The following is a 6,103-nucleotide window of genomic DNA, read 5'->3' as shown; positions in this document are numbered from 1 at the left end:
AATCTCACTTCGGCGTGCCCCCTCCGAATGGCGCAAAACATTTCGTGGTATGGCATGATAGCACCCGAAGAGAGTCAATTCAGGGTGGTAAATGTGAAACCAGTAACGCTATACGATGTCGCAGAGTATGCCGGTGTCTCTTATCAGACCGTTTCCCGCGTGGTGAACCAGGCCAGCCACGTCTCTGCGAAAACGCGGGAAAAGGTGGAAGCGGCGATGGCGCAGCTGAACTACATTCCCAACCGCGTGGCACAACAACTGGCGGGGAAACAGTCGTTGCTGATTGGCGTTGCTACCTCCAGTCTGGCCCTGCACGCGCCGTCGCAAATTGTCGCGGCGATTAAATCTCGCGCCGATCAACTGGGTGCCAGCGTGGTGGTGTCGATGGTAGAACGAAGCGGCGTCGAAGCCTGTAAAGCGGCGGTGCACAATCTTCTCGCGCAACGCGTCAGTGGGCTGATCATTAACTATCCGCTGGATGACCAGGATGCCATTGCTGTGGAAGCTGCCTGCGCTAATGTTCCGGCGTTATTTCTTGATGTCTCTGACCAGACTCCCATCAACAGTATTATTTTCTCCCATGAAGACGGTACGCGACTGGGCGTGGAGCATCTGGTCGCATTGGGTCACCAGCAAATCGCGCTGTTAGCGGGCCCATTAAGTTCTGTCTCGGCGCGTCTGCGTCTGGCGGGCTGGCATAAATATCTCACTCGCAATCAAATTCATCCGATAGCGGAACGGGAAGGCGACTGGAGTGCCATGTCCGGTTTTCAACAAACCATGCAAATGCTAAATGAGGGCATCGTTCCCACTGCGATGCTGGTTGCCAACGATCAGATGGCGCTGGGCGCAATGCGCGCCATTACCGAGTCCGGGTTGCGCGTTGGTGCGGATATCTCGGTAGTGGGATACGACGATACCGAAGACAGCTCGTGTTATATCCCGCCGTTAACCACCATCAAACAGGATTTTCGCCTGCTGGGGCAAACCAGCGTGGACCGCTTGCTGAAACTCTCTCAGGGCCAGGCGGTGAAGAGCAATCAGCTGTTGCCCGTCTCACTGGTGAAAAGAAAAACCACCCTACCGCCCAATACGCAAACCACCTCTCCCCGCACGTTGGCAGATTCCTTAATGCAGCTGGCACGACAAGTTTCCCGACTTGAAAGCGGGCAGTGAGCGCAACGCAATTAATGTGAGTCAGCTCACTCATTAGGCACCCCAGGCTTTACACTCTATGTGTCCGGCTCGTATGTTATGCAAAAATGTGAGCGGATAACAATTCACGCAGGATACAACTATGACAATGATTACGGATTCACTGGCCGTCGTATTACAACGTCGTGACTGGGAAAACCCTGGCGTTACCCAACTTAATCGCCTTGCGGCACATCCCCCTTTCGCCAGCTGGCGTAATAGCGAAGAGGCTCGCACCGATCGCCCTTCCCAAGAGTCGCGCAGCCTGAATGGTGAATGGCGCTTTGCCTGGTTTCCGGCACCAGAAGCGGTACCAGAAAGCTGGCTGGAGCGCGATCTTCCTGACGCCGATACTGTCATCGTCCCCTCAAACTGGCAGATGCACGGTTACGATGCGCCTATCTACACCAACGTGACCTATCCCATTGCGGTCAATCCGCCGTATGTTCCCACGGAGAATCCGACGGGTTGTTACTCGCTCACATTTAATGTTGATGAAAGCTGGCTACAGGAAGGCCAGACGCGAATTATTTTTGATGGTGTTAACTCGGCGTTTCATTTGTGGTGCAACGGGCGCTGGGTCGGTTACGGACAGGACAGTCGTTTGCCGTCTGAATTTGACCTGAGCGCATTTTTACACGCCGGAGAAAACCGCCTCGCGGTGATGGTGCTGCGCTGGAGTGACGGCAGTTATCTGGAAGATCAGGATATGTGGCGGATGAGCGGCATTTTCCGTGACGTCTCGTTGCTGCATAAACCGAGCACGCAAATCAGCGATTTCCATGTAGCCACTCACTTTAATGATGATTTTAGCCGCGCTGTACTGGAGGCAGACGTTCAGATGTACGGCGAGCTGCGCGATGAGCTGCGGGTGACGGTTTCTTTGTGGCAGGGTGAAACGCAGGTCGCCAGCGGCACCGCGCCTTTCGGCGGTGAAATTATCGATGAGCGTGGTGGTTATGCCGATCACGTCACCCTACGTCTGAACGTCGAAAACCCGAAACTGTGGAGCGCCGAAATCCCGAATCTCTATCGTGCGGTGGTTGAACTGCACACCGCCGACGGCACGCTGATTGAAGCAGAAGCCTGCGATGTCGGTTTCCGCGAGGTGCGGATTGAAAATGGTCTGCTGCTGCTGAACGGCAAGCCGTTGCTGATTCGCGGCGTTAACCGTCACGAGCATCATCCTCTGCATGGTCAGGTCATGGATGAGCAGACGATGGTACAGGATATCCTGCTGATGAAGCAGAACAACTTTAACGCCGTGCGCTGTTCGCATTATCCGAACCATCCGCTGTGGTACACGCTGTGCGACCACTACGGCCTGTATGTGGTGGATGAAGCCAACATTGAAACCCACGGCATGGTGCCAATGAATCGTCTGACCGATGATCCGCGCTGGCTACCCGCGATGAGCGAACGCGTAACGCGAATGGTGCAGCGCGATCGTAATCACCCGAGTGTGATCATCTGGTCGCTGGGGAATGAATCAGGCCACGGCGCTAATCACGACGCACTCTATCGCTGGATCAAATCTGTCGATCCTTCCCGCCCGGTACAGTATGAAGGCGGCGGAGCCGACACCTTCGCAACCGATATTATTTGCCCGATGTACGCGCGCGTGGATGAAGACCAGCCCTTCCCGGCTGTGCCGAAATGGTCCATCAAAAAATGGCTTTCGTTGCCTGGAGAGATGCGCCCGCTGATCCTTTGCGAATACGCCCACGCGATGGGTAACAGTCTTGGCGGCTTCGCTAAATACTGGCAGGCGTTTCGTCAGTACCCCCGTTTACAGGGCGGCTTCGTCTGGGACTGGGTGGATCAGTCGCTGATTAAATATGATGAAAATGGCAATCCGTGGTCGGCTTACGGCGGTGATTTTGGCGATACGCCGAATGATCGCCAGTTCTGCATGAACGGTCTGGTCTTTGCCGACCGCACGCCGCATCCGGCGCTGACGGAAGCAAAACACCAGCAGCAGTTTTTCCAGTTCAGTTTATCCGGGCGAACCATCGAAGTGACCAGCGAATACCTGTTCCGTCATAGCGATAACGAGCTCCTGCACTGGATGGTGGCACTGGATGGCAAGCCGCTGGCAAGCGGTGAAGTGCCTCTGGATGTCGCTCCACAAGGTAAACAGTTGATTGAACTGCCTGGACTACCGCAGCCGAAGAGCGCCGGACAACTCTGGCTAACGGTTCACGTAGTGCAACCGAACGCGACCACATGGTCAGCAGCCGGACACATCAGCGCCTGGCAGCAGTGGCGTCTGGCGGAAAACCTCAGCGTGACACTCCCCTCCGCGCCCCACGCCATCCCGCAACTGACCACCAGCGAAACGGATTTTTGCATCGAGCTGGATAATAAGCGTTGGCAATTTAACCGCCAGTCAGGCTTTCTTTCACAGATGTGGATTGGCGATAAAAAACAACTGCTGACGCCGCTGCGCGATCAGTTCACCCGCGCACCGCTGGATAACGACATTGGCGTAAGTGAAGCGACCCGCATTGACCCTAACGCCTGGGTCGAACGCTGGAAGGCGGCGGGCCATTACCAGGCCGAAGCAGCGTTGTTGCAGTGCACGGCAGATACGCTTGCCGACGCGGTGCTGATTACCACGGTCCACGCGTGGCAGCATCAGGGGAAAACCTTATTTATCAGCCGGAAAACCTACCGGATTGATGGAAGTGGTCAAATGGCGATTACCGTTGATGTTGAAGTGGCGAGCAATACGCCACATCCGGCGCGGATTGGCCTGACCTGCCAGCTGGCGCAGGTAGCAGAGCGGGTAAACTGGCTCGGATTAGGGCCGCAAGAAAACTATCCCGACCGCCTTACTGCGGCCTGTTTTGACCGCTGGGATCTGCCATTGTCAGACATGTATACCCCGTACGTCTTCCCGAGCGAAAACGGTCTGCGCTGCGGGACGCGCGAATTGAATTATGGCCCACACCAGTGGCGCGGCGACTTCCAGTTCAACATCAGCCGCTACAGTCAACAGCAACTGATGGAAACCAGCCATCGCCATCTGCTGCACGCGGAAGAAGGCACATGGCTGAATATCGACGGTTTCCATATGGGGATTGGTGGCGACGACTCCTGGAGCCCGTCAGTGTCGGCGGAATTCCAGCTTAGCGCCGGTAGCTACCATTACCAGTTGCTCTGGTGTCAAAAATAATAATAACCGGGCAGGCCATGTCTGCCCGTATTTCGCGTAAGGAAATCCATTATGTACTATTTAAAAAACACAAACTTTTGGATGTTCGGTTTATTCTTTTTCTTTTACTTTTTTATCATGGGAGCCTACTTCCCGTTTTTCCCGATTTGGCTACATGACATCAACCATATCAGCAAAAGTGATACGGGTATTATTTTTGCCGCTATTTCTCTGTTCTCGCTATTATTCCAACCGCTGTTTGGTCTGCTTTCTGACAAACTCGGGCTGCGCAAATACCTGCTGTGGATTATTACCGGCATGTTAGTGATGTTTGCGCCGTTCTTTATTTTTATCTTCGGGCCACTGTTACAATACAACATTTTAGTAGGATCGATTGTTGGTGGTATTTATCTAGGCTTTTGTTTTAACGCCGGTGCGCCAGCAGTAGAGGCATTTATCGAGAAAGTCAGCCGTCGCAGTAATTTCGAATATGGTCGCGCGCGGATGTTTGGCTGTGTTGGCTGGGCGCTGTGTGCCTCGATTGTCGGCATCATGTTCACCATCAATAATCAGTTTGTTTTCTGGCTGGGTTCTGGCTGTGCATTCATCCTCGCCGTTTTACTCTTTTTCGCCAAAACGGATGCGCCCTCTTCTGCCACGGTTGCCAATGCGGTAGGTGCCAACCATTCGGCATTTAGCCTTAAGCTGGCGCTGGAACTGTTCAGACAGCCAAAACTGTGGTTTTTGTCACTGTATGTTATTGGCGTTTCCTGCACCTACGATGTTTTTGACCAACAGTTTGCTAATTTCTTTACTTCGTTCTTTGCTACCGGTGAACAGGGTACGCGGGTATTTGGCTACGTAACGACAATGGGCGAATTACTTAACGCCTCGATTATGTTTTTTGCGCCACTGATCATTAATCGCATCGGTGGGAAAAACGCCCTGCTGCTGGCTGGCACTATTATGTCAGTACGTATTATTGGCTCATCGTTCGCTACCTCAGCACTGGAAGTGGTTATTCTGAAAACGCTGCATATGTTTGAAGTACCGTTCCTGCTGGTGGGCTGCTTTAAATATATTACCAGCCAGTTTGAAGTGCGTTTTTCAGCGACGATTTATCTGGTCTGTTTCTGCTTCTTTAAGCAACTGGCGATGATTTTTATGTCTATTCTGGCGGGCAATATGTATGAAAGCATCGGTTTCCAGGGCGCTTACCTGGTGCTGGGTCTGGTGGCGCTGGGCTTCACCTTAATTTCCGTGTTCACGCTTAGCGGCCCCGGCCCACTTTCTCTGCTGCGTCGCCAGGTGAATGAAGTCGCTTAAGAAATTAATGTCGGATACGGCGCGAGCGCCTTATCCGACCAACTTATCAGGACGGAATGTTAAAAATGAACATGTCGATGACAGAAAAAATAAAAGCAGGCAAGCTATTTACCGATATGTGCGAAGGCTTACCTGAAAAAAGACTTCGTGGGAAAACATTAATGTATGAGTTCAATCACTCGCATCCATCAGAAGTTGAAAAAAGGGTAATGACTCAAACTTATTGATAGTGTTTTATGTTCAGATAATGCCCAATGACTTTGTCATGCAGCTCCACCGATTTTGAGAGCGACAGCGACTTCCGTCCCAGCCGTGCCAGGTGCTGCCTCAGATTCAGGTTATGCCGCTCAATTCGCTGCGTATATCGCTTGCTGGGTAATGACTCCAACTTACTGATAGTGTTTTATGTTCAGATAATGCCCGATG

3 protein-coding genes and 2 pseudogenes are annotated in these 6,103 nt (G+C 52.8%); 4 read left to right on the top strand and 1 reads right to left on the bottom strand.

Annotated elements, in window-relative coordinates; genetic code table 11:
• Positions 1-93: 93 nt before the first annotated feature.
• The 4 genes and pseudogenes from lacI to ABLU50_RS15830 all read left to right on the top strand — a co-directional run.
• Complete coding sequence (gene lacI, locus ABLU50_RS15845; protein ID WP_004206569.1) at positions 94-1,176, top strand: DNA-binding transcriptional repressor LacI; 1,083 nt, start codon at positions 94-96, stop codon at positions 1,174-1,176.
• Positions 1,177-1,297: 121 nt separating this feature from the next.
• Positions 1,298-4,372: a beta-galactosidase gene (gene lacZ, locus ABLU50_RS15840; protein ID WP_080466037.1), complete on the top strand. Its 3,075-nt coding sequence runs from the start codon at positions 1,298-1,300 to the stop codon at positions 4,370-4,372.
• 51 nt (positions 4,373-4,423) lie between these two features.
• Positions 4,424-5,677 (top strand): lactose permease, encoded by a 1,254-nt coding sequence (gene lacY, locus ABLU50_RS15835; RefSeq protein ID WP_003846917.1) that lies wholly within the window; start codon positions 4,424-4,426, stop codon positions 5,675-5,677.
• Between the two features lie 65 nt (positions 5,678-5,742).
• Positions 5,743-5,883, top strand: a pseudogene (locus tag ABLU50_RS15830) (maltose acetyltransferase domain-containing protein); the annotation flags it as partial.
• 14 nt (positions 5,884-5,897) lie between these two features.
• Here ABLU50_RS15830 and ABLU50_RS15825 read toward each other — a convergent pair.
• A pseudogene (locus ABLU50_RS15825) lies at positions 5,898-6,050 on the bottom strand (IS1 family transposase); the annotation flags it as partial.
• Positions 6,051-6,103 lie beyond the last annotated feature (53 nt).

Source organism: Klebsiella sp. GG_Kp173, assembly GCF_040062415.1.
GTDB lineage: Bacteria > Pseudomonadota > Gammaproteobacteria > Enterobacterales > Enterobacteriaceae > Klebsiella > Klebsiella quasipneumoniae.
This window is presented reverse-complemented; position numbering and strand designations above follow the sequence as displayed.

Coding starts and splice junctions, on each gene's coding strand:
- lacZ (WP_080466037.1), top strand. CDS start 1,298: ATGACAATGATTACGGATTCACTGGCCGTCGTATTACAACGTCGTGAC.
- lacY (WP_003846917.1), top strand. CDS start 4,424: ATGTACTATTTAAAAAACACAAACTTTTGGATGTTCGGTTTATTCTTT.